General features: G+C 61.7%; 21 protein-coding genes. 6 read left to right on the top strand and 15 right to left on the bottom strand.

Going from position 1 to position 23,054, the window contains the following annotated elements; translation table 11 throughout:
- Positions 1-22 precede the first annotated feature (22 nt).
- Positions 23-397, top strand: coding sequence for a DM13 domain-containing protein (locus tag Q0936_RS00105; RefSeq protein WP_299294797.1), 375 nt, complete (start codon positions 23-25; stop codon positions 395-397).
- A 58-nt stretch (positions 398-455) separates the two neighbouring features.
- Here Q0936_RS00105 and Q0936_RS00100 read toward each other — a convergent pair whose 3' ends face one another.
- Positions 456-1,493 (bottom strand): aldo/keto reductase, encoded by a 1,038-nt coding sequence (locus tag Q0936_RS00100; protein WP_299294799.1) that lies wholly within the window; start codon positions 1,491-1,493, stop codon positions 456-458.
- A complete protein-coding gene (gene hslV, locus Q0936_RS00095) occupies positions 1,490-2,047 on the bottom strand; it encodes an ATP-dependent protease subunit HslV (protein WP_299139840.1) in 558 nt (185 codons plus the stop codon). Before hslV ends, Q0936_RS00100 begins: the two co-directional genes overlap by 4 nt.
- A 100-nt stretch (positions 2,048-2,147) precedes the next feature.
- Here hslV and Q0936_RS00090 point away from each other — a divergent pair, with 100 nt between their 5' ends.
- A complete protein-coding gene (locus Q0936_RS00090) occupies positions 2,148-3,059 on the top strand; it encodes a hypothetical protein (protein WP_299294800.1) in 912 nt (303 codons plus the stop codon).
- A 34-nt stretch (positions 3,060-3,093) separates the two neighbouring features.
- On the opposite strand, the gene trxA is transcribed toward Q0936_RS00090, so the two are convergent.
- The 8 genes from trxA to regB all read right to left on the bottom strand — a co-directional run bounded on the left by trxA (position 3,094) and on the right by regB (position 14,867).
- Positions 3,094-3,414, bottom strand: a complete 321-nt coding sequence (gene trxA, locus Q0936_RS00085) for a thioredoxin (RefSeq protein ID WP_299139844.1) — start codon at positions 3,412-3,414, stop codon at positions 3,094-3,096.
- 38 nt (positions 3,415-3,452) lie between these two features.
- The gene (gene addA / locus Q0936_RS00080) at positions 3,453-6,761 is read right to left on the bottom strand and encodes a double-strand break repair helicase AddA (protein WP_299294802.1); all 3,309 of its coding nucleotides are present in this window, start codon (positions 6,759-6,761) and stop codon (positions 3,453-3,455) included.
- Positions 6,758-9,691, bottom strand: coding sequence for a double-strand break repair protein AddB (addB, locus tag Q0936_RS00075; protein ID WP_299294804.1), 2,934 nt, complete (start codon positions 9,689-9,691; stop codon positions 6,758-6,760). Before addB ends, addA begins: the two co-directional genes overlap by 4 nt.
- A complete protein-coding gene (locus Q0936_RS00070; protein WP_299294806.1) occupies positions 9,684-10,376 on the bottom strand; it encodes a nucleotidyltransferase family protein in 693 nt (230 codons plus the stop codon). Before Q0936_RS00070 ends, addB begins: the two co-directional genes overlap by 8 nt.
- Complete coding sequence (locus tag Q0936_RS00065; protein ID WP_299294808.1) at positions 10,352-11,371, bottom strand: phosphotransferase; 1,020 nt, start codon at positions 11,369-11,371, stop codon at positions 10,352-10,354. The genes Q0936_RS00070 and Q0936_RS00065 overlap by 25 nt, the downstream gene beginning before the upstream one ends.
- Positions 11,364-11,837 (bottom strand): tRNA (adenosine(37)-N6)-threonylcarbamoyltransferase complex ATPase subunit type 1 TsaE, encoded by a 474-nt coding sequence (gene tsaE, locus Q0936_RS00060; protein ID WP_299294810.1) that lies wholly within the window; start codon positions 11,835-11,837, stop codon positions 11,364-11,366. The genes Q0936_RS00065 and tsaE overlap by 8 nt, the downstream gene beginning before the upstream one ends.
- A 45-nt stretch (positions 11,838-11,882) precedes the next feature.
- Entirely contained in the window at positions 11,883-13,283 is a 1,401-nt protein-coding gene (locus Q0936_RS00055; protein ID WP_299377769.1) for a PAS-domain containing protein, read from the bottom strand.
- 186 nt (positions 13,284-13,469) lie between these two features.
- Positions 13,470-14,867, bottom strand: a complete 1,398-nt coding sequence (gene regB / locus Q0936_RS00050; protein ID WP_299139858.1) for a sensor histidine kinase RegB — start codon at positions 14,865-14,867, stop codon at positions 13,470-13,472.
- Between the two features lie 77 nt (positions 14,868-14,944).
- Between regB and Q0936_RS00045 the strand changes: the two genes are divergently transcribed.
- Both Q0936_RS00045 and Q0936_RS00040 read left to right on the top strand, forming a co-directional pair.
- Positions 14,945-15,565 carry an SCO family protein gene (locus tag Q0936_RS00045; RefSeq protein ID WP_299297669.1) on the top strand — a complete coding sequence of 207 codons (621 nt, stop codon included), beginning with the start codon at positions 14,945-14,947 and terminating at the stop codon, positions 15,563-15,565.
- A gap of 83 nt (positions 15,566-15,648) precedes the next feature.
- Positions 15,649-16,203 carry an ActR/PrrA/RegA family redox response regulator transcription factor gene (locus tag Q0936_RS00040; protein ID WP_299139861.1) on the top strand — a complete coding sequence of 185 codons (555 nt, stop codon included), beginning with the start codon at positions 15,649-15,651 and terminating at the stop codon, positions 16,201-16,203.
- Positions 16,204-16,207: 4 nt separating this feature from the next.
- Here the strand turns inward: Q0936_RS00040 and Q0936_RS00035 are convergent, their stop codons facing one another.
- Together Q0936_RS00035 and Q0936_RS00030 are read right to left on the bottom strand one after the other, a co-directional pair.
- Positions 16,208-16,696: a GNAT family N-acetyltransferase gene (locus tag Q0936_RS00035; RefSeq protein ID WP_299297668.1), complete on the bottom strand. Its 489-nt coding sequence runs from the start codon at positions 16,694-16,696 to the stop codon at positions 16,208-16,210.
- Positions 16,693-17,289 carry an HD family hydrolase gene (locus Q0936_RS00030; protein ID WP_299297667.1) on the bottom strand — a complete coding sequence of 199 codons (597 nt, stop codon included), beginning with the start codon at positions 17,287-17,289 and terminating at the stop codon, positions 16,693-16,695. Before Q0936_RS00030 ends, Q0936_RS00035 begins: the two co-directional genes overlap by 4 nt.
- Positions 17,290-17,363: 74 nt before the next feature.
- Here Q0936_RS00030 and Q0936_RS00025 point away from each other — a divergent pair, with 74 nt between their 5' ends.
- On the top strand, positions 17,364-17,672 hold the full coding sequence (locus Q0936_RS00025) for an S-adenosyl-L-homocysteine hydrolase (RefSeq protein WP_299297666.1): 309 nt from the start codon (positions 17,364-17,366) through the stop codon (positions 17,670-17,672).
- 79 nt (positions 17,673-17,751) lie between these two features.
- A complete protein-coding gene (ahcY, locus tag Q0936_RS00020) occupies positions 17,752-19,140 on the top strand; it encodes an adenosylhomocysteinase (protein WP_299139869.1) in 1,389 nt (462 codons plus the stop codon).
- Positions 19,141-19,245: 105 nt separating this feature from the next.
- Here ahcY and Q0936_RS00015 read toward each other — a convergent pair whose 3' ends face one another.
- The 3 genes from Q0936_RS00015 to Q0936_RS00005 form a co-directional block, all read right to left on the bottom strand.
- Entirely contained in the window at positions 19,246-20,358 is a 1,113-nt protein-coding gene (locus Q0936_RS00015) for a polysaccharide biosynthesis/export family protein (protein WP_299297665.1), read from the bottom strand.
- Positions 20,359-20,494: 136 nt separating this feature from the next.
- A complete protein-coding gene (locus tag Q0936_RS00010; protein WP_299297664.1) occupies positions 20,495-21,964 on the bottom strand; it encodes a heme biosynthesis HemY N-terminal domain-containing protein in 1,470 nt (489 codons plus the stop codon).
- Positions 21,965-21,978: 14 nt separating this feature from the next.
- Positions 21,979-22,920 carry a hypothetical protein gene (locus Q0936_RS00005; protein WP_299377766.1) on the bottom strand — a complete coding sequence of 314 codons (942 nt, stop codon included), beginning with the start codon at positions 22,918-22,920 and terminating at the stop codon, positions 21,979-21,981.
- Between the last annotated feature and the right edge of the window lie 134 nt (positions 22,921-23,054).

The following is a 23,054-nucleotide window of genomic DNA, read 5'->3' as shown; positions in this document are numbered from 1 at the left end:
ACCAACCCACGGAGTACTCCTGATGAACCGCCGCAAATTCCTGACCTTCACTGCTGTTGGCCTTGCCACGCTTCCTGCAACGTCGCTGTTGGCTGGCGGTCATGGCCGTCTTGGCAAATTCAAAGGCGCCAGCAACCACGTCACAACCGGTACCGCCGAAGTTGCGGGCAACAAAGTGAACCTGCTGGGCGACTTCACCTTTGACGGCGCGCCCGATCCCAAGGTTGCGCTGGGCAAGGACGGCTATGACAAGGACACGCTGATGGGCCTGCTCAAGTCGAACAACGGCGCATCCAGCTATGAGATTCCCGCAGGCATCGACGCCAGCGAATACAACGAAGTCTGGATCTGGTGCGAGAAGTTCAACGTGCCGCTGGGCGTAGCTAAGTTGAATTAATGGACCTTTCGCATGCGAAAGGTTTTGGGGGCCGCAGCGACGCTGTGGCCCTTTTCTTTTAGGCCAGTGATTTGGTCAGAATTTCGTCTGTCATCATGGCGTCGAACCAGTGCGGATACCGTTTTCCAGGCATGCCCGCGCTGTTCAATGCGTCCAGGTCTTCGGCCATCAATGTCAGACCCGGTGCCGCCAGGGCTGCATCCATATGACTGCGCTTGGATGCCCCGAAAAGGACCGTATGGTCCCGTTTTTGCGCCAAAACCCACGCCAGCGCCACAGTGGCCGGATGCGCGTCATGCGCCTTGGCAATTGAATTGAGCGCCGAGATTGCGGTGCGTGCTACCGTCTTGTCGACATCCAGGAAATCGCCACCCACGGACAAACGACCATCGCCGCCATCAAGGTTGTCGGGATCGTATTTGCCAGACAGCAGACCTCCCGCCAGCGGTGACCACGCCATCAGGCTGCCACCCATGTCGGCCAACATCGGCAGAACGTCCTGTTCGATATCACGCGCGACGGCGTTGTAGAGATACTGGCCGGTCACAAACGGCGTCATGCGGTTGTCGCGCTGGTACTGGATCGCGCGTGCGGCTTGCCATGCGGGCCAGTTCGAGACACCGAGATACCGGACTTTGCCGTGATCCACGGCCTGTTGCAGCGCGGCGAGTGTTTCCTCGATCGGGGTGGTGAAATCCGTCTTGTGCAGCACCAGCAGGTCGATGTGATCGGTGCCCATGCGGGCCAAGCTGCCGTCGATCTGTTTCTGGATGTGGCCGCGGCTGAGGCCCGTGTCGTTGATCTGGTCCGTCTGGCGGAACCCCAGCTTGGTGCAGATCACCGCCTCGTTCCGGCGTTTGCCCAGCGCCTTGCCGAGGATCTGTTCTGATTCGCCGTTGGAATAGCCATCCGCCGTGTCGAAAAAGTTCACACCCTGATCCAGCGCGTGCTGCACCATCTCGGTCGCGGCATCCTGCCCGACGTTGGCGACGCCGGGGATCCATTCGGACCCGAGGCTAAAGGTCATGGTGCCAAAGCACATGCGGCTGACGATCAGACCGCTGTTGCCGAGTTTGGTATAGGTCATGTCGGTCATTTGCGGATTGCCTCGACGGTCAGGTTTCCATTTGTGTAGACGCATATGTCGGATGCGATGGCCATGGCGTCCCGCGCCACCTGTTCGGCGTTGCGGTCGCTGTCCATCATGCCGCGTGCGGCGGCCAGCGCATAATTCCCGCCCGATCCAATGGCCGTCACATTGTGTTCAGGTTCCAGAACGTCGCCCGCGCCGGTGATGACAAACAGGTCCTCGCCATCTGTCACGATCAACATCGCCTCGAGCTTTTGCAGGTACTTGTCGGTGCGCCAGTCCTTTGCCAGCTCAACACTTGCGCGGGCCAGTTGGCCGGGCGTTGCCTCAAGCTTGGTTTCGAGACGCTCCAGCAGGGTAAAGGCATCGGCGGTCGACCCGGCAAACCCGGCCACGACGTCATACCCACCGGGGCTGAGGCGGCGGACCTTGCGGGCGGTGCCTTTGATCACGGTCTGGCCCAGCGACACTTGCCCGTCACCGGCAATGACGACTTCGCCGCCCTTTTTGACCCCGATGATTGTGGTCCCGTGCCAACCGGGGAACTCTGACTTGCTCATGTGGGTCTCCGTCCATTGTTGTGGTCTATATGGCTTTGGTCACGAGACAGGGCAAGGGCCGCGCCTTGCCCCTTGGGTTTGCCGATCCTACTGTGCGGCCATGGCTGAACCCAAACGCGTGCGCTTTTACCTCGAAGATGATCTGCGCAAGAGTGCCGCAGCCGGGCAGCACAATTTCGTTGGCAAGATCACAGCCGTACTCCGCGCGGCGGGGTTCGAGGTTGGTTTCCATCCGAACACCACCGCCGAACGGATCAAGGCTGCCGGGCGTCGCGGTTACGGTCTGTGCCATATGACACCGCCGCCTAATGCGCGGTGCCTGACGTTCCGCAGGGTCTATCACTATCCGTTCTGGCAAATTCAGGCATCGGACAAGCGGTGGGAATGGGACGTCGCACACGCGGCGTTCGACCCCGGTCAGTGCCCGCGCAAAGAGGCGGATCGGTTCTATGGTTTCTGGCGCAAGCGCATCGGTGGCGCGTTGTTGGATCAGGTGGGAGATGACGGGTTTGTCTATATCCCGCTACAGGGCCGGTTGACCGAACAGCGTTCGTTTCAATCCTGTAGCCCGCTCGACATGATCCGCCGCACGCGCGCCGCCCTGCCCGGACGGCGTTTGATTGTGACCCTGCACCCCAAGGAAACTTATACGCCGGGCGAGCTCGCCGAACTCGAAGCGCTCGAGGCGCGTGACCCGGCGCTGGACGTTCGTATGGGAGAGCGGGACGCGTTGCTGCCGCGGTGCAGCTTTGTGGTGACGCAGACGTCGAGCATCGCTTTTGACGGCATGTTTTTTGGCAAGCCATCCGTTGTCTTTGGTCAGACCGATTTTCATCACGTGATGGTGGATGGGCGCGACAGCGATGCGTTTGACCGGGTGACGGATCACAGGCCGGACTATGCCGCATATCTGTGGTGGGTGTGGCAGCACATGGCGATCAACGCAGGCCATGACAGCGCCGAGGCTAAGATCCGGGCCAAGCTGTCGGCGGCCGGGTGGCCCGTGGGGTGAACGAGCGCGCCTGACGACGCGCCCGGTCGTTATATCAGAGGGATTCTTCGATCCAGGACTGCAACGCCGCCTTGGGCTTGGCGCCAGCCATGTTCGAGACGACCTGACCATCCTTGAAGATGAACAGGGCAGGGATACCGCGCACACCCATTTGGGCAGGCGAGTTGGGATTTTCATCCACGTTCACCTTGGCGATCTTTACCTTGCCTTCCATTTCGGCGGACAGCTCTTCCAGAGCGGGGCCGATCTGTTTGCAGGGGCCGCACCATTCGGCCCAGAAGTCCACCACGACGGGGACATCGGAATTTTTGACTTCGGCGTCAAATGTTGCGTCGGTTACGGCCACAGTTGCCATTGTTGTTCTCCTGGCAGGATCAAGCGTAGGAGGGCAACCTAGGTAGCCGCCCCACCATCGTCAAGATATTGCGCACGTTCCAATGCAGACGTCACGATATCGTGCGGTAGCGGCATCAGATGCGCGGTGCGAGTCCACAAAATGCTCAGTTTCAATGCCTTGTTGGGATAAATCTGACGCATCGCAACGGCATAGGCCCCCATCTGGGCCAAAACGCCTGCGGGACAGGACGCTGCGTCTTTGGGGGTGACCCGGTTGCTTTTGAAGTCGACCACGTGAACCGTGTCCGGCGTGATGATCAACCGGTCGATGGTGCCGTGCATGCGCCGCGCGCCCAGATCGGCAGTCACCGCCACCTCTGCAAGACTGTCGCTGGCAAAGAGGTCCGCGAGGTGCGGAGCATTGAGAATCGCGGTTGCCTCGGCCTTGGCCTCGTCCACCAGCGCGGGGGGCAGGGCGCTGGGCATGTCGCCATGTCCGGGATGTTCGAGCAGGTGGTGCACCAATGTGCCGTACGCTTTGGCGGTTTCCTCGTCCAACCCGTCGCCGGGCAGCGCCTTGGCCCCGCCCAAACCAGACGGCGACAGCGTGGGGTCCGGGGTTGGCAACTCTGGCGCAGGTGTGTGGAACAGCGCCGGCAAGGGCAGGGCGGGGGCCGCAGGTGCAGCGTCTTGCGTCTGCATGCCAAGCGACCAGTCGCCATGTTCCACCCGCAGGCCCGCACCCACCGGGGTTGCGAGATCAGCGGCGCCACATGCCTGCATCCCCGCACCGACACGCTGGTGCCAATCGTCACCGTCCTTGTCGAGGGCACCGGACGCGCCCACAATCAACCACTTTTCCGCCCGTGTTAGAGCCACATAGAGCAGTCGAAGGGACTCTTCGCGCTGGGCATCCTTCATCTCACTCAGACGTTGGGACATTGTGGCGGGTTGTTGCGCGGCGGATGTCTTCCACACAGGCACGCCGCCAATGTCGATGATGTCATCGCGGTTCTGCGGTTCGCGTTTGCCACATTCAGGCAGGATGACAATGGGTGCTTCCAGCCCTTTGGATCCGTGGACGGTCATGACGCGGATCTGGTTCGAGGCGCTGTCGATCTGGCGCTTGACCTCGAAATTGTCGGTTTCCATCCACGTCAGGAACCCTGTCAGACTGGGCACCGACGACCGTTCGTAGGCGAGTGCCTGGGACAGCAACGCGTTGATCCCGTCCTCTGCCTCTGCGCCCAGGCGGGACAGCAGCCGCTGGCGTCCGCGATGGCGGGTCAGCACGCGTTCGATCAAATCGTAGGGCCGCAGGAAATCCACGCTATCGCGCAAATCATGCAGAACAGAGACTGTTTCCGGGTAAATCTCGCCCTGATCCCGCAGTGCAGGCCACAGGTGTTTCTCGGTTCGTCGGTGGGCCAGCGTGAACAACTCTTGTTCGGTCCAGCCAAACAGCGGAGAGCGCAGGGCCGTCGCCAAAGACAGGCTGTCATCCGGGGTGGCGAGGAAAGACAAGAGCGCGCCCAGATCCTTGACCGCCGTTTCGGCACCGACCTTGAGCCGATCAGCGCCGGCGATGGGCAAATCGGCCTCTTTGCAGGCGCGGATGATGTCGCCAAAAACACCGCCACGGGTCTGGACCAGGATCAGGAAATCGCGTGGTTGCACTGGTCGCGCGCCTTTTCCGTCCGGGATCATGACACGGGTATTGATCATGTCGCGGATCTGATCCGCGACCGCCTTGGCGAGGATGCGATCCTCGTGTTCGGAATGGCGACGGTCTACCGGATCGAACCACTCGTGTTCAGCCTCTTTCTCTGGCTTTGGTACAAGCGGCCACAGATCCACGCGGCCGGGCATCTGGTCATTGAACGCGATATGAAGGTTGTGACCAAAGCCCGCCGAGGACGCGTTTTGAAACACCGCGTCGACCAGATTCAGGATCGCAGGCGAGGATCGAAAGGAATAGTCGAGCGTGTTGCTGTGCAGAACCTGACCCGATTCCGCCAGTTTAGAGCCGAATTCGGCCTGCATGCGGTCAAATTCACGGGGGTCGGCACCCTGGAAGGAATAGATCGACTGCTTCTTGTCGCCGACAACAAAGATGGTGCGCGTCACGTCCGCGCGCGCACCATCACCGCTTGAGAATTCCTCGGCCAGTTTGCGCACAACGTCCCATTGGGCGGGGCTGGTGTCTTGGGCCTCGTCCACGAGGATGTGGTCGATCCCGCCGTCGAGACGGTAGAGCACCCAGGCGGCAACAGCACTGTTGCCCAGCAGATCGCGCGCCTTTTGGATCAGATCGTCAAAGTCGAGCCAACCGCGCCGATCCTTGGCCGCGGTATAGCGTTGCGCGAAATGGCGGGCGAACTGGTGCAGTGTCACGGTCCGTTTGGCGGCGGCAAGGCTGAGCCGGGCGTCGCGCGCCTGTTCGACCCGGTCCATCAGCGCCTCAAGGCGGGGCATCAGGTGCGCCGCCTGTGTCTGGGTCGGCTTGGTCGGGAACCTCTTTTTCCGGGTACCTGTTTTGGTCAAGAACGCGGCTTCGGCGATAGACAGGCTGGCGGGGTCCAATGCGACAATGGCTTGCAGCATTTCGCCAACACGCGCGTCCGACACACCCTGACCCAACATGACCGGCACCAGTTCGTCGATCAGTTCCCAGTCGTCGGGTGCAAATGTGTCCTGCATGATCCGGTCGGGGGACAAGTCGGGGGGGTGCCCAAACAGCGGCAGGGCATCGCGCAGCGTCATATCGGAAAACTGCGACCCGTTGCGTGCAATCTCTTTTGTCAGTTTCAGGAAATCTTCGCCGGTGTAGAGGCCCGCGAGCGCGGTGAGTGCGGCGGCGTCTGGTCCCTCTGCCATCTGGTCGGCAAGCTCTGCGCGCAGCAGATCGGCGGCGCGGTCTTCGATTTCGGTGAATTGGGGGCTTACGCCTGCTTCGAGCGGAAAACGCCGCAATAGAGACGCACAGAACGAGTGGATCGTCTGGATTTTCAACCCACCCGGTGTCTCGATCGCACGTGCAAAGAGGGTGCGCGCGGCCTTGAGATCTTCGGCCGTTGGTGTCCGGTCGAGCCCGAGTTCTGCGAGTGCGGCGACCAATTCGGGGTCATCCAGCATGGCCCACGCGCCCAGCCGTTTGAACAGCCGGTTCTGCATCTCTGAGGCGGCGGCCTTGGTGTAGGTCAGGCACAGGATGTGCTGGGGTTCCACCTCTTCGAGCAGCAGGCGGGCCACGCGGTCGGTCAGCACGCGGGTCTTGCCCGATCCGGCATTGGCCGAGAGCCACGTAGAGGCCATGGGTTGCGCCGCCTCGTGCTGGCGGCGTGTGGCGTCATGCAGAGCGGTCATTCCAACACCTCCGGCACGGGGTCCATGCTGATGTCCCATTCGCCGAACCGCGACAGCTGGTCATAGTCGCGGCTGTGCCGTTCCTTTTCCAAGGCGCGCCGCGAGGTATAGCCCTTGTCCCCTTCGAGGTAGGAGGACAGCAGGCTGACCAATTCGGTCAACACCTTGGTTGGCGGTTCGTCTTCGATGGGTGCGTCAACCGCCTTGGGGTTGGAGCCGATGCCGATGAACTGCGCACCGCGCACCGGGCGGGGGCCTAGTGCGTCGAATGCGCCCTCTTCGATCATGGCGACTTCGATCAAGAGCTGTTTGTCGAAGTGTTTTTGGGCATCCAGGCTGGGCGGCGTGCCGGTCTTGTAATCATAGAGAATCACCGCACCGTCCGTGTCGACGTCGATGCGATCTGCGCGCCCTTCGAGCGTGGTCTTGATACTGGGCAGGGTCAGCCGGCCTACGGCTTGTTCTTCGAACAGGGTGGGGGTGGCGCGCATCTGACGGGTCTGTTCCGTGGCCACGATCCAATCGGCTGCGCGCTGAAACCGGGCGAACCACAGCGCACGTGCGGCGGGCCATGGCACGTCTTGTTGCAGCACCGATGCCGCCTGAGCCAGCAGAGTGTCCGTGCGCAAGAGCGCGGGATCGTCCAATGTCGCCTTAACAAAGCGTTCCATCACATCGTGCGAGAGGATGCCGCGCAACAGGGCATCGGGGCTTTGGACCAGTGGGTTCAGGGCGCGCAGACGCAGCACGTGCTTGGCGTAGATCGCATAGGGGTCGCGGATCAGCGTCTGGATTTCGGTGACAGTGAGGCGGCGGGGTCGGGCCGAGACAGGCGGGCAGGGGGCGGGGCGGGGCGCCTTGGGCGTGTCGGGTGCCGCGTCCAGTTGCCTGCCGTGGTCAAGCCAGGTCTTGCCCCGTGTGCGCATCGCGTCCCAGATGTCCGTGCCACCCGGCAGGCCCGACACAAGGTTCTGCAACCGGTTCATCCAGCGGGATGGCACGGTTTCGGCGTCGTCGGATCGGATGGCGCGGGTCAGCCAGACCTCGGGTGCGGCGATGGCTTGTTGAAAATCGTGGGCCGACAAGCCGATGCGCCGTTCCGGCAGCAACAGACCCGCATCAAACCGCATCTTGCGGTTCAGCCATGGGTCAGGTTTGGGCGCCTCGGGCCATGTACCGTCGTTTAGACCGGCAAGGATGACCAGTTCGGCCCCCTGTACCCGCGCCTCGAGCGTGCCCCAGATCATGATGGTGGGGTGCGGGGCATCGCGGTCGCGGACTTCTTCCTGTTGCAGGATGCCATCGACCAGCGCGGCGTAATCCGCCGCTGACAGAGCGCCGCCATGTTGTGCGTGTTCGGCCAGAGACGTCATGGCCGCCTGCGCCTTTTGCCCCGCCTTTTTCTGCCAGAGGCCACCCGTGTCAGTGCCGGTACGGCCTGTTGCAATCGCTTCGGCCAATGCGAGGTGTCGGGTCACCCATGTCTCAAGCGGGACGTCACCCGCGACGTGTTGATTGCAGAACGTGTCACCCAGCCAGGCCGCCCAGTCTTCGATCCCGTCGGCGGTTTCCTTGGCGGCGAGCCGTGCCAACCCGTCCGCGTCGGGATAGGGCAGGCCATCGCGGCGGATCCGCAGTTCGAGCCGTTCAGTCAGGCGCTGGTGCAGGTTCCGGTCCGCGCCGGTGTGCGTCAGCGGATGTTTGAGCAGGGTCAGCAGAGCCTCGGCATCCAGCGGCCGCCCAAAGAGCTGCGCCACGTGGCGCAAAAACCGTCCGGGCGGTGATAGGTGCAGCGGCGTGCCTGCGCTGTCATCGGGCAGGATGTTCCAACGGTCGAGGGCGGCGGTGACCTGACGCGTCAGCATGCGGTCCGGGGTGATCAGCGCCGCGCGCTGGCCTGTTTCCGCAGCCGCCCTGAGCCGCAGTGCGATGGCGATGGCTTCGGCGCGTGGGGTGTCGGCCTCGATCAGGGTGACGTTGGCGGTGGCTTTATCCAGATCGGTCAGCGCGGGCCCCTCGCTGCGCCACGCGTCGGTGACAGGGGCCGGGCGCAGGGCCAGTGACACCAGCCGGTTGCGCGGCGGTGAGGGGGCTGTGTCGTCGGACCATGGTGTGATGTCAGCCGGGGACATGTCCAGCATCTGCGCCAGTTTGAGAAAGCGGAACTGGGGGTGATCCTCGCCCATGTCGTTGCGCGCCATGTGGTCCCATACGTGCGGCATGTCAAAATCGAAACCGGGCAGGATTACCGCGCCCTGGGGCAGTCGGGCAACCGCCTGCATCAGCAGTTGCGTTGTGCCACGTGACCCTGTTGATCCAATGACCAGCACCGGATCGGCGGGCGGCGACGTGGCCCAGTGATCGGCCAGCCGCAGCACGGTTTCGCGTTGTCGCGCCTCTGGATCGGGGGCGTCGGACATGCTGTTGATATAGGTCTGCGCGATGCCAAAAAACTGCTGCGCCCGTTCCCAATGCCCCGACTGGTCCGACACATCTAGTTCCGCAATCCGGTCGGCGCTAACCCCTTCGCCCTGCATCTCGTCCATCAGGCTGGCGAGGCTGTCGGCCAGATCAAAGCCTGCGGTGGTTGGCGCGATATGCGTTTCGCGCGCGATCAGGCATTGGGTCAGGTTCACCAACTCCAGCCGCCGTTTGAGCGCCGATCCCGCGGGCGGCAAACCCCCGCCCGGCAGCAGGTCATCAAGGTCGGTCAACATGCGGATACGCGGCAACAGCCGGGGTGGCCCCGCATCGAACAGGTCGCGCAGGCGACGTGCCATGCGCCTTGTGTTGACGAACAGCGTGACGCGCGCCCATGCCTCGGGCGGGGACCCTTCCAACCGGGTTTCGAGGCCCCGCAGCACAGCGGCGGGAAAATCAACGCCAACCGGGCATCCAAACAGGCGAGGGGCGGTGTCGGGGTCAAACATGGTGGGCGGCCAGCATGTCCTGGGCCTCTTGAATGCCACCGGGGTGACCCACATCGCACCAGTGACCGGGATAGAGCACACCAAAGAGCCGGTCGCGCGCCGCCATCATGTTCCAAACGACATTCAGGGAAAACGCGGTCTCTGACACGGAATGGAGCAGGTCGGTTTTCATGATTTGCGCGCCGCCATACAAGGCCTGCGTGCCACGGCGCAGTGTTCCTGCTCGGTCGATATCGAAATCGCCCGTTCCGGTGCGGCCATGTGCGTGGTCCATCGGGATACACATCAAGAGCGCGTCCATCGTCTCGGGGTTCCACGCGTCCAGCAGGTGTCGGATCGGGTTTGGCCCGGCCCAGATCGCATCGGTGTTCAGTGTCACAACCGGGTTGGTGCCAAGGGTCGGCAGCGCGTTGCGCAACCCGCCACCCGTATCAAGGATGTCGGGGGTTTCCGTGATCGTCTCAACAGGCGTGTTGGCGAGGTGTGCTTCCAATTGTTCCGGCAGATAGTGGAGATTGGCCACCATCTGTCCCACCTCTGCGTCCTGTGCCAGTGCCGTGGCGTGGTCGATCAGGGGCTTGCCAGCCACGGGAATCAGCGGCTTGGGCATGTCGTCGGTCAGCGGGCGCATCCGCGTCCCGAAACCGGCGGCAAACAGCATCAGGGCCGGGGGATCGTTGCGCATTGGTCCTTGAGCCTTGTCAGAAGGTCAGTTGTCGGGGCAGGCAGGCTGTCCCGGATCAGCGGTGCGATCGCGGCGAGTTCGGGATGTGCCAGGTTGGTTTGGATATGCGCCCAGACGCGCGGGATCAGATCGACATAATGCGGTTTGCCGTAAGACAGCGACAGGCGGGCGAACACACCCAGGATCCGCATGTTGCGCTGAACGCCCAGCAGCGCGTAGGCGTGGGCAAACTGATCTGCATCTGTGCCGGTTGCATCGACATATCGGGTGGTCATCATGTCGGACAGGTCCGGTTTCACATCCCGGCGCGCGTCCTGCGCGATGGACACAAGGTCATAGGCCGGATGGCCCAGCATTGCGTCCTGATAGTCGAGCAACCCGACACGCGCAGGACCGGTTCGGTTCGGCAACCAGATTAGGTTTTCCGCGTGATAGTCGCGCTGGATCAGCACAGGCGGTGTTGCGTCCAGCGGGGTCAGGGCAGTTTCAAATGCGTCGGCAAAACGGGCGCGGTCATCCGCGTTCACATCCCCGGTCGTTCCGCGTTGATACCAGTCGAATGCAAGGCAGGCGAGCGTCGTCATCGTCGCCGCATCATAGCGCGGCAAGTCTGGAGCGGGTGCCCGATGCAGATGGATCAGCACGTCGGTCGCCGCCTCATACAGAGGGGCCTGCGTGGTCGGGTCGGCGGCCATGACGCGGGCAAAGAGATCGTCACCCAAGTCTTCGATCAGTAGAAAGCCGTGCTGCGTGTCCTGCGCGATGATTTCGGGCGCCGACAGGCCTGCGGTGCGCAAAATCTCGGTGATGGTGACAAAAGGGCGGACGTCTTCGCCCTTGTCCGGTGGCGCGTCCATGAGGATCACGGTTGTGCCACCGCGTGACAGCCGTTCATAGCGGCGGTTCGAGGCGTCACCCGCCACCAACGTACGTGGTGCGTCCCCCCATCCTGCGGTATTCAGGAATTGCGCGATATGGTCTGAACGATCAGGCATGTTGTGTCACTCCGGCCAGACGGTTGGCCCACTTTGGATCGGACCAGCCAAGCCGCGCCGTTCGGGTGTCGTCGCCCACGGAGATGTCCAGCGCCAGCGCAGTGTCTGGCCACAGAGGTCCCAGCCGGTCGGGCCATTCGATCAAACAGATCGCATCCTCAAATGCATCGACCAGTCCTAATTCGTCAATCTCGGTATCCATGGATACGCGGTAGAGATCCGCGTGCCACAGCGTTCCGCGCGTGGTGTCATAGGTCTGTACCAGCGTGAAAGTGGGCGATGGCACGTCCTCGGGTGTGGGGAGAATGGATTGGATCAGGCTGCGGGCAAAATGCGTCTTGCCTGCGCCAACCGGACCGCTGAGCAGGACAGTGTCGCCGGGGGCGAGATGCAGGCCGATGGCGCGCGCGGTCTGTGCCGTTGCATCCGCGTCGAGCCAGTCCAAGGTGAGGGAAACGTCCGTCATTACGCCAAGTTATCTGCATCCCGGCGCGCTGCAAGTGGAATGACCTCAGGCGCGGGCGGGAACCTGTGCGGGAACGGAGGTTTCCGAAAACCGAACCACGGTCGCACCGGATGCAATGGGCGAAAGTTGCACAACATAGGACCCGCGTTCGAGGTGATGCACATCGGTTTCCCACACTGCGCGTTCACCCAGCCGCATAACGAAATCACGCATGTCCGCCCAGGCGGGGTCGGGACGGGTGTGGGCCTGCCATTCCTTGATGCAGTCCACGATGGTCACGTCGGCAAAGCTGTTGTCCGGGTCCATTTTCCACATGCCCCGGTACGCAGCGTTGCAGAACGTCAGCACACCAGCGGATGAGAACACGGCCAGCGCGTCCTCGAATGTGTCCATCAGCGATTGACCCAACTCGAGCTCGGCGCGGAAGTTGCGGGTCAGGGAAATCTCGGCGGTGATGTCTTCGATCAGGAACGCGACGGCGCCGTCCGGGTGGGGCCGCCCGCTGACCCGGTAGGTGTGACCGGTGTCGAGCGTCCAGGTTTCCTGATAACTGCCGTGGCTGGCCGCGGCGATCATGTCAGTAATCTCTTGCCGCCAAGAGCTGTAGTTCTTGGGTTCGGGCATCACGCGGTTGTCGCGCAGCCGGTCAAAGAACGACAACAGATCCGGGCGTCCGCTGAGGAATTCAGCGGGCAATGACGTCAGATCGACCAGCGCCGGGTTGAACAGCGCCAGTTGCCCGTTGCGATCAAAAATGGCCAAACCGATGGACAGTTGGGCAAAGGTCTTGGCCAGCGTCTGGACAAAGTTGCGCTGGGCGATTTCGGCCTGAATGACCGCGTTGATGTCGACGGCGTGATAGATCACTTGACTGCCGGCACGGGTGGCGGTCACGTTGTACCATTCGGTTACGTCGGTTTTCAGGTTCTGCACCGGCACACGCACGGTGCCCTTTGTCTCTGCGTGCAGCTGCGCCAGATCGAACAGCGGCGCGCCGCCCGGTTGGGCGGCCTGGGCCAGGGTTGCATAGGCCGTGTTCTGCCATTGATTGCGCCCCGTCTCATCGGCGAGCCATATGGGATAGGGCGCGTCCCGCGCGGCAAGACGCAGGGTGTCCAGCTCTGCCTCGAGGGATTTGACGATGTGTATGGTGCTGGCGTCCGTCGTGTCGTCCTGATCGATGATGACCCGCGTCATCATATCCTCGCGCGTGAGGGTCAGAACGGCGGGATCATCGGCTGCGACGGATGGCAGTGTCATGGACACGGCATCGCGCAGCGTCTCTGCCTCGGGCAGGCCGGGAAAACGGGACAGCAGGCTATCGCGCAGCGCGTGCCAGTCGGTTTCGGCACTGCCGGTTTTGAGGATCGCACGCGCATGATGCGACGCGTGTTCCAGATCCAGATCGGAAAAGAGAAAGTGCAGCCCATCAGACCGCACAGGCATCTGACCGCTCCGCGGGGCCGCGGGACGTCCAAGATAGAACAGGCCAACCGCCAAAGACACAGCAGTACAACCAGCGAGGACAAGCAATTCCACAACAGTCACCAGCCAACACCTTTTGCCAACCCGCGGTCAGTATTGCTTTGTTAAGGTTAATGCGTGGTTAACCAATGCACTCCGTGGGGCAGTTCAGATGCGGAATTGTTCGTTCGCCCGTTGCGGCAGGGCGTTTTCCCCAACCCGTGCATCGACCTTGCCACGCGGCCATGTCACCTCGACGATTGCGCCCAAATGGTGCGCGGTCGATGTGCTGGTGCTGTAGGGGTCGGTGCCATTGGCAAAGGTCAGTTCGGCGCCTGACCGTTCCAGCAGCGTCTTGGCGATAAAGAGGCCGAGGCCCATCCCCTCGTATTCGGGGCGTTCCTGCCTGTCGGTGGTGGTCTTGCGCCGGCGCACAAAGGGGTCACCGATACGGCCCAGCAACTGCGGGGGAAAGCCGCGCCCGTCATCCATGATGCGCAGGGTGATGATATCGGCGGTCCAGTGCGCCTCGATCCAGACGGTGGACCGGGCGAAATCGACGGCGTTCTGCACAAGGTTGCGCAGGCCGTGAATGATCTCGGGCTGGCGCAGAATAGCGGGTTGGTCGATCTCGTCGCCCGCGTCGGGATCATGCGTGTATTCCACCAGCTTGCCGCGATGCGTGTGCGGCTCTGCGGCCTCTTGGACAACGGTCATCAGCGGGGCCTGTCGCAGGTGCAGGTCGTCTTTGCCAGCGCGGCCCATATCGCGGAGAATGTCACGGCACCGGTCCGCCTGTTCCCGGATCAGCGCGGCGTCATCGCGCAGTTCGGGCATATGCTCCAACTCTTCGATCAGTTCGGCACTGGTCAGTTTAATGGTCGCCAGAGGTGTGCCCAATTCGTGCGCCGCGGCGGCGACCACACCCCCCAGATCCGTCAGCTTTTGTTCGCGAGACAGGGCCTGTTGCGTGGCCGACAGGGCATCGGACATCGAGTGAATTTCCGATGTCACCCGGCGCGAATAGAGGCCGATAAAACAGATGGCAATCACCAGCGCGATCCAGTTGCCGAACACAAACAGGTCGGGGATGCGCAGCAGGTATCCTTGTTCCGTGCGCAGAGGCAGGTGGTATTCCGACAGCACAGTCACGATCACGATGGCCGTCGCGGCAACCAGCACCGTGGACCGCGTGGTCAGCACCGCGGCCGAAATGGTCACCGGCCCCAGCATCAACAGCGCAAACGGATTGTTCAGCCCGCCGGTGAGGAACAAGAGGAACCCCAGTTGCAACAGGTCAAACAGCACCATCAACAGGTTTTCGCGTTCGGTCAGCCGCTTGTTTTCCGGGAACACGAAAATCGCGATCAGATTGCCGATGACCGACACCCCGACCGCGAGGTAGCACAGCCCCAGTTCCAGTTGCAGGCCGTACATCCGCTGCGCCACGGTCAGCGCGACAAGCTGGCCAACGATGGCCACCCACCGCAACAGGATCATGGTCCGCAGCCGGATCCAGTTAGAGCGTTGCTGGCCGGTCAAAAGGCCGATGTCGGGTTGCGCCATTGTGTCACTACTTCGTTTGTTGCACTGGGCCACGGGATCGTTAGCTAGAGGGTAGCGCATTCAACCCCGAGGATACCATGACCCGCATCATCGCACCTGTTGCCGCCCTTGTCGCTGCCCTGTTTATCGGGGGCATTTGGTGGGCCACGCAAGGGGGTGGTGAAAAGACAGGGTTTGCCCAGTGCAACGCCACCCAGATCGCCGGTGACGGCAACCAGATCGGTGGCCCGTTCGAGTTGGTGAACGCCGAGGGCGAGACGGTGACAGACCAGGATGTCATCACTGAACCGACGTTGATCTATTTCGGCTACACGTTCTGTCCCGATGTCTGCCCGCTGGACACCGCCCGCAATGCCGAGGCCGTGGATGTTCTGGCCGAACGGGGCATGTCCGTGACGCCGGTGTTCATCACCGTGGACCCGGAACGCGACACGCCGGAACTGGTGGGCGATTTCGCCTTTAACCTGCACGAAAAGATGATTGGCCTGACCGGCACGCTGGAACAGACAGACGCGGCCAGCAAGGCGTATCGCACCTATTACAAGGCCCACGACAAGAGCGACGAGTTTTATCTGGTGGACCATTCAACCTTTACCTACCTCGTGTTGCCCGAGCATGGATTTGTCGAATTTTTCCGCCGTGACGTCAGCGCAGAAGCCATGGCAGATCGCGTTGGATGCTTTGTTGAAAACGTCTGAAAACGCGGAATAATTTGACCCGACCCAGACACCGCGCCATATTCAGTGTCAGCCAAAATTTTATGCGGAAACGGGAGCACGTGATGCCGGATGCAGCACAGTACGAGTTGGGCGAAGACAAGTCGCTCTTGCTGGTGGATGATGACGAACCGTTTCTGCGGCGTTTGGCCAAGGCCATGGAAAAGCGCGGTTTCGAGATCGAGACAGCCGATAGCGTAACCGCTGGCAAGGCCATCGCAACAGCCCGCCCGCCCGCCTATGCGGTGGTTGATCTGCGGCTTGAGGATGGTAACGGGCTCGACGTGGTCGAGGTGCTGCGGGAAAAACGCCCCGATGCGCGGGTTGTGGTTCTGACGGGATACGGTGCGATTGCGACCGCCGTTGCCGCCGTCAAAATCGGTGCCACGGATTACCTGTCGAAACCTGCGGATGCGACCGACATCACCAATGCGTTGCTTGCACGTGGCGATGACCTGCCCCCGCCGCCCGAAAACCCGATGAGCGCGGACCGCGTGCGGTGGGAACACATCCAGCGTGTCTATGAGTTGTGTGATCGGAACGTGTCTGAAACCGCACGGCGTCTGAACATGCACCGCCGCACGCTACAGCGTATTCTGGCCAAACGCTCGCCGCGCTGATCCGTCACAGATCGTAGCGTTTGAGGATCTTGTCCACGACCTGACCGTCGGCCAGTTCGTACCCTTCGATACGCCCATAGTCCTGAAATCCGCGCGACTGGTAATAGATCAGCCCGCCTTCGTTGTCGGCGCGAATGTTGGCGTTGATCCACTTGTAACCGAGTTCCTTGGCCGCCTTGCGCGTGGCATCGAACAGTTTTGACCCAATGCCAAGTCCGGTCTGACCCACTTGAACGAATGTCGCGATCTCTGCCGCCTCGGGTGGCAAATAATCGGTGCCGCTGGCGATCCACTGAAATCCGACCACCTGTTCGGACCCATCCACAGCCACATGCCATGCGGCCCGTTCGTATTTGGATGCCATCCAGTCAGCGAGATCGGGGCCGGACACTTGGGTGGTGAGCGCGGTTGTCCCGCCTTCGTCAATGATGGCGTTCAGCAGATTTGCCATCGAAGCAGCATCAAGCGCGATGGCAGGGCGTACGGTGATCATGGGCAAAGCTCCAGCAATTCGGTGTGGCGTGCGGTAAAGGCGCGGCGTGTGTCCAGCGGTGGGCGCAGCACGATTTCGAGGTCAGTGGTCAGCGTTGGATCAGGCTTGCCAAAGAGCTTGTCCGCCTCGGCAGTGGTGAACCCGGCGATCTGGGTTGCCTCCATCCAGGCGCTGATCTTGTCGGCTTTCTTGATCTGGCGCTTGATGGCAACAGGTACCTTGGCGGGTAGGCCAAAGCGGATGTGCACCGCCGCCTCGAGGCGTTCATCCAGCGCGCCATAGCCCGGACCCACCGCGGCCTTGACCGGGGAAATCATGTCGCCAATCACGTATTCCGGCGCGTCATGCAACAGGGCGGCCAAACGCCATTTCGCCGGGGCCTTGGGTGCAATCCGGCCAAAAAGCGTCTCTACCAAAAGCGAATGCTCCGCCACCGAATAGGCATAGTCGCCCCGCGTCTGCCCGTTCCAACGCGCAACAAAAGCGAGGCCATGGGCGATGTCCTCGATCTCGATATCCATGGGCGTCGGATCCAGCAGATCGAGCCGCCGTCCCGACAACATCCGTTGCCATGCGCGGGGTTGTTTGGCCATGCGCCGTTTCCTGTCCTGGGGCTTGAATGGAACAATTCCGTCTACGGCTCGTTTTTCCCACGAAGGAGAACGCTATGAAACCCGCAATTTTTGCATTTGGTCTTTCCGCTCTGACACTGTCCGCAGCACCGGCTGTGGCGCAGACACCAACCGTCTGCATGTCCTCGACCGAGATGGAAGCAACCCTGATCGACTGGTACGGGGAAGCGCCGATTGCAGAGACCGCGACCCAGTCGACGCAAGTGTGGGCGTCCGATGACAGTGGGACATGGACCCTTGTTCAGTATCTGGCGGATGGTCAGTCCTGTGTCCTTGCCCAGGGATCGGATTGGGGTGCCAGCGTAAGCGAGGATCTGCTCTTGGCCGGCCTCGCAGATCAGTGACGACACAGCCCACAAAGCCGCATTGAGAGATGACGCAGAACCTGATAGCGCATCCCCAACTTAGATGAGGATGATGCAGATGGCACAAGACTATATCGTCAAAGACATCTCTTTGGCTGCCTTTGGTCGCAAAGAGCTGGATATCGCAGAAACCGAAATGCCGGGCCTGATGGCCTGTCGGGCCGAATATGGTGAGAGCAAACCGCTGACCGGTGCGCGCATCGTCGGGTCGCTGCACATGACCATTCAAACCGCGGTTCTGATCGAGACGCTGGTGGAATTGGGCGCCGACGTGCGCTGGGCGTCGTGCAACATCTTTTCGACGCAGGACCACGCGGCCTCGGCGATTGCCGAAGGTGGCACGCCGGTCTTTGCGATCAAGGGTCAAAGCTTGGAAGAGCATTGGGATTACCTGGACCGTTCGTTCCAGTTTGCCGACGGCCCCAACATGATTCTCGACGATGGTGGCGATGCGACGCTCTATGTTCTGCTGGGCGCCCGCGCCGAAGCCGGAGAAGAGATCATCCCCGTGCCGACGTCCGAAGAGGAAACAGTCATCAAGGCACAGATCGCCAAGCGCATGGCGGAAAGCCCCGGCTGGTTCACCAAAGTGCGTGACCAGATCAAAGGCGTGTCCGAAGAGACGACAACCGGCGTGAACCGCTTGTACCAACTGGTTCGTGATGGTGAGCTGCCGTTCCCCGCGATCAACGTGAACGACAGCGTGACCAAGTCCAAGTTCGACAACAAATACGGCTGTAAGGAATCGCTGGTCGACGGCATCCGCCGCGCCACAGACACGATGATGGCGGGCAAAGTGGCCGTGGTCATGGGCTACGGCGACGTGGGCAAAGGATCGGCGGCATCGCTGGCCGGTGCAGGTGCCCGTGTGATCGTGACCGAGGTTGACCCGATCTGCGCGCTTCAGGCTGCGATGGACGGTTTCCAGGTCACAACACTGGAAGACGTGGTTGCCACGGCTGACATCTTTGTCACGACCACGGGCAACAAGGACGTTATCCGCATCGAGCATATGCGCGAGATGAAGGACATGGCCATCGTCGGCAACATCGGCCACTTCGACAACGAAATCCAGGTTGCCGCGCTGAAGAACCACAAGTGGACCAGCGTCAAGGAACAGGTGGACATGATCGAGATGCCAAACGGCAATCGTCTGATCCTGCTGTCCGAGGGTCGTCTGCTGAACCTTGGCAATGCCACCGGTCACCCGTCTTTTGTGATGTCGGCGTCGTTCACCAACCAGGTGCTCGCGCAGATCGAACTGTGGACCAAGGGCGATGAGTACGGCAACGAAGTGTACATCCTGCCCAAGCATCTGGATGAAAAGGTCGCGCGCCTGCATCTGGACCGCATCGGGGTCAAGCTGACCCAGCTGGACGGCGAGCAGGCCGCCTATATCGGCGTCACACCCGAAGGCCCGTTCAAGCCAGAGCACTACCGCTATTGATTTGAGACGGCGGGGCATTTGATCCCGCCACACCAACCAGAAACGAAAAAGCCCCGGCTGCAAATTGCGCCGGGGCTTTTTCTATTTCTTCAGTGACTGCGTGGATCAGTTGTTGCTGATCGCGTTGCCAACACCGACGACGGAGCCAATCAGACCAAACACCGTGCGCACGGACCCAATCGGGCTTTCTGTGGCCATCACGAGATCCTTGGGATTGATGCGGAACTTGCGCGCGGCAAAGATGTCTTCGGCAGAGGTGAGGTCGATCGTGAACACTACCTGTGTGCGGATCGGACCAGTGCCATCGCTGCGCAGGTCCTTGCGCGAATATTCCCGCAGGATCAGGATACCCTTGGGGTTGGCGCGTGTGTCGTTGATGCCGCCCAGCAGTGCCAGCGCCTCGATGGCGTTGATATGTTCCTGAGTGAACGGGACAATTGTCTCGGTGCCCGTGGCGCCCAGAGCGACGAAATAGCGTTCGTCCTCTTCGACCACAATCTTGTCACCGCCGCGCAGAACCACGTTGGCCGATGCCCGTTCGTAGAGTGTGTCGGCACGAATCTCGAAATTCCGGCCGCCGCGCTGTACGCGTACCAGTGGGTTTTCAAGCGCGGGCGAAATGCCACCCGCCGTCGAGATCATGCTGAGCAGGGAAAAGTTACGGTTCGGCAGCGGATAGGTGCCGGGGGCGTTGAACCCGCCCACTGCATCGACCGAGTTGTCGGGGCCGGACTGGAACTGCAACTGGACCTGTGCGTCAGGCACCACTTGTTCCAACTGTTCCTCGATCCGGCGGCGGGCGCGGTCAGGAGACAGACCACCGATGCGCACTTCGTCGATGTAGGGGACAAAAATGCTGCCCGAAGGCGACACGACCAGACCGGGCATCACCACGTTCTTTTGGGTCGATGCGGTCAGCAGTGAGTTTTCCTGGTTGTCCCAGATCACCAGATCAATGGTGTCGCCCGGACGGATCAGGTTGGATTTGGGGCCAGCGGTGCCGCTGAACCAATGGTAGTGACCGGCCCAGCCCGTTGCCGGCCACGTGCCGATCTGGGGAATGGATGCCTGGTTTACGGCCACAACGGAAAACGGCGCGTCTTCGTCATCCGCGCTGCGGATCACTTCGCCCTCGATGGCGGCGCCACGCGGTAGCGTACATGCGGCCACGACAAAAATTGCCAAAAACGCGGAAATCAAGCGAACGGTTTTCTGCACGATATGTCCCTCTGACCGCCCAGCGGTCTCTTTTGCGAAGGTGTACCCGGAAAACCCGGAGGTTGCTAAAACAAATTACTCAAACACCGGGACAGAACGCCAAAAGCGTTGCCCAATCACAATAGAAACAGTCGGCTCAGTCCGCTTTTGGCGGAGGATTGCCCAGATCTTCGGCCTCTACGACCTCTGACGCGTCCACGACAGTCACCGCATTTTCAGCATCTGCCGCCGGTGCGGTCATCAACAAAGGCAGCATTTCAGTGCCGCCGGGCATCACGATGTCCTCTGCCGGGGGTCGTTTCCATTCCAGCGTATCAAAGGCAGAGCAGTTGCCACAGGTGGGCGCCCATTCGCCGTGAATGTTCTGGCAATTGTTGCACACCCACTGCGGTCCACGTGGCGCTGACAAGGCACGCGCCAACCACCCCTGAATGACCGCGTCGGATGCGCCCTGACCCTTTTCAATGGCAGCCATCAGCGTGACGGACCGCGTGGTTGGGTCACTTTCCACCAAATCACCCAGCGCACGACGTGCCGCCGGGAAATCTTCTGCGGCGATGTTCAGTTCGGCCAACAGCATCTTGGTTTCCGGATCGTCCTGATGCGACCGGGTCAGCGGGGTGAACCGCTTGAGGCGTTCGGTTGCCGTCTCGTCCGGTTCGATAGCGGCAAAGGCAGCGGCCAGATCGGGATGTGGGCGTGCCTCCCATGCTTTCTTGAGTACACGGGTCGCGTATTTCTTTTGCCCCTGCTCAAGATAGCTGTGCGCGGCCATGACCGCCGCCGGGATCAGGTCGGGGGACAAACGGTTGGCCTCGATCGCGGTTTCGCGCGCCTCGATGGTTTCATCCTCGGCCATCACCTGCTTGGCTTCGCTTAACGCCAGAACAGCATCACGCCGACGGTGCACGTCACGGGGCAACGCGCCGTGCTTCAGCTTGGCCGACAAGGTCTGACGCGCGCCCGCCCAGTCCTTTTTGTCGGCCTGCAGCTTCAGCAGGACGTCCTGCGTTTCTTCGTGTTTGGGTTTGAGGGCAAATGCCTTTTCCGCGAGCTTGAGCGCGGTGTCGGTGTCGCCGTCCGCCAGCTTTTGCTTCATGATGCCGCGTACGCCGACAAAACGTGTCGCGTCATTTTCCACCAACTTGCGATAGGTCTCTTCCGCCTTTCGGCGATCACCCGCCAGTTCGGCGGCCTGCGCCGTCAGCAGGTTGGTCAGCTCGGGGCGGTTGAGATACTTGTCCGCTTTCTCGGCCTTGGCCAGTGCCACGCGGCCTTCGCCCGAGGCCAGCGCCATCATCCCTTCGGCCAGGGCATCAAAGCCGCGCCGCGCCCGGTTTCGGTCGAAATAGCGCGACAGTGCGGTTTCGTCACCGTTGAGGAATTTCCACACCGCAAGCAGCAGGCCCAACAGCTTGAGACCCAACCATATCACCAAGACAAGCGCGATCAGCGCCACGACGGATTCGAATGGACCAAAGTTGTATTCGTCGCCCGCAACGACAATTTGCACGCCGCCGTCTGCCTCAAGCAAATAGCCTGCGCCCAGGGCCAGTGCCGCGACGACCACGACGAAAACGATGATTTTTACCAATGACCAGATCATGAAAAGGCCCCTTCTTAGAGTGCCGACAGGCGTTCAGCCAACGCATTCGCCGCAGAAACGGCATCGTGACGCGATTGCGCCTGTTTCAACCACGGATCAAGCGCGGCTCGGGCGGGTTCGGGCAGGGCATCAGCTTCGGCCAATGCGTCGCCAATTCTGTTTTCCCGCACGGCGGCCTCGATCCGGGACAGTACGGCATCCGGGTCCGAACCCTCACGCGGTTCAACCGATCGTACACCCAGTTGCCGTTGCAAAAATCCACCCAATCCGCCGGATGTATCGCTGTCGCGGGCGGCGGCCAATGCCGCGCGTGCCGCATCCGGTGCATCAGCCTGAAGCTGGGAAAGCGGCGCAACACCTTCGGCGGCCGCATCGCGCAGTGCGGCGGGGATATCCGATTGCCCGGCGGCTTCAAGGTCGGCCAAGGCATCGGCAAATGGCGTACCCGACTGCAAGGCCGCTGTGATCCGCGCCGCTGCGGCACGGGCCAGTGCAGCATTTGCTGCCATTTGTGCGTCGGATTGCGCGGTCTGTACGTCTGCCAGAAGCCTGTCAATTTCGGCCTGCTGTGCGGATGCGGTGTCACGCAGTTCGGCCAATGCCGCGTCAATTGCTTCGGCAGGCACAGTCACATCCGCAACGGCGGCGGGACGATCCTGCAACGCTTGGACTTGCGCGGCCAGCGTGTCTATCCGGTCAGACAGCGCAGAGATGTCCGCCTGAACCGGCGACAGATCTACCTCAGGCGCAGGTGTTGCTTCGACGGGTGCGGGCAGTTCGGCCAGAGCGGTCTCAACCGCAGTCAGGCGCACGGTGGCGTCGTCCAGATCTTCGGCCAGGCGAGTGTCGTTGGCTGTTGTGCGCATGCTGGGTGGCAGCAGTGGATCCAGAATTTCGGCACGTGCTGCAATGAACCCGGCCATCGCTGCAATGATACCGGCAAAGATCAGCGGCATGACGCTGGCCCGCTCAGGTTCGGGCTGGACCGGCACGGGCATGGGCGGCGATAGTTTCTCAGGCTCAGGCTCAGGCTCAGGCTCAGGCTCAGGCTCAGGCTCAGGCTCAGGCTCAGGCTCAGGCTCAGGCTCAG

Origin of the sequence: uncultured Tateyamaria sp., from assembly GCF_947488715.1 — a bacterium.
Taxonomy (GTDB): domain Bacteria; phylum Pseudomonadota; class Alphaproteobacteria; order Rhodobacterales; family Rhodobacteraceae; genus Tateyamaria.
The sequence above is the reverse complement of the archived record's forward strand: the minus strand, read 5'-3'. Positions and strand labels throughout refer to the sequence as shown.